The sequence below is a fragment of the Flavobacterium petrolei genome (assembly GCF_003314435.2).
Taxonomy (GTDB): domain Bacteria; phylum Bacteroidota; class Bacteroidia; order Flavobacteriales; family Flavobacteriaceae; genus Flavobacterium; species Flavobacterium petrolei.
On record NZ_QNVY02000014.1, the window covers coordinates 1 to 819 of the forward strand.

Annotated in this window: 1 protein-coding gene and 2 pseudogenes; all 3 read right to left on the bottom strand. The window is 40.3% G+C overall.

Translation table 11 applies throughout. The annotated features are described in order from the left end of the window. Positions 1-318: pseudogene (locus DR871_RS16490) on the bottom strand (hypothetical protein); the annotation flags it as partial. A 17-nt stretch (positions 319-335) separates the two neighbouring features. Then, entirely contained in the window at positions 336-554 is a 219-nt protein-coding gene (locus DR871_RS16300; RefSeq protein WP_086452615.1) for a PRTRC system protein C, read from the bottom strand. Positions 555-571: 17 nt separating this feature from the next. After that, positions 572-819 (bottom strand): annotated as a pseudogene (locus DR871_RS16305) (prtrc system protein e); the annotation flags it as partial.

Sequence of the window (819 nt, forward strand, 5' to 3'; positions counted from 1 at the left end):
CGTTTGTAACGGTTCAATGCCGTAATGCTCTGTAAGTTGGGAAAGGGACTTGTAAAAATCCCTTTGCGTTTTTGCTGTTTTCTTACAATCCTGTGTGGATTGTGTTGTTTTCAGTTTAGGCAGAAACCCACACTTTAGAAAACCATTGGAAGCATTGCTATCGGTACAGATTTCTGTTTGTCTTTCCGTACTTCGTTTGTGTCTTTGGCTCTTTGCATCCATTGTGCGAACTCGCCCAATTGTTGGTTCAGTTGCCGTTGTGTTTTCTGTTCGGGTATGCTTATAGTTCCCGATAGGATATTGCGTTGCATAGTTCATTGTTTTTTATTTTTGGTTTAACCTTTTGTTCCCATGACGCTCTCTAATTTGTATTCTATCTTATCATCACGGATGATGGGGGCAGATACTTTTGCGGTGGTTAGTATGGGATACGTATTGGCGTAAAAATTCAGTACCGCTTCCACACTCCAACGTGGTTCGGGGTCGGTCAGTCTGATCTCCTGTCCTTTATCTTTAAGTATAAATACTCGTTCTAACTGTGTTGTTACTAACATAACTATTGAATTTTTTGTTAAACACTAGGTTGTTCTGTTGCAAACAGACCTGTTGAAGAAAATTGGTTTGATAGTTCCGATTTGCGTTTTCGTATTTCGTCCGCTTTTTCGGGATAATCTGTAATTTCGGGTACTTTCATCCACGCTTCACGGAATTTGCCCTCTTTTTCCAATTCGTCTGCCTTTACCATACCGTCTTTAAACTTCTTGTCTTTGGCTTCCTGTTCTTTCTTTTGTGTGTCGGATTTTTCCTTTTCCATTGCCG

Bases quoted from the DNA above. Each gene is read 5' to 3' on its own strand.
- DR871_RS16300 (WP_086452615.1), bottom strand. From the start codon at position 554: ATGTTAGTAACAACACAGTTAGAACGAGTATTTATACTTAAAGATAAA.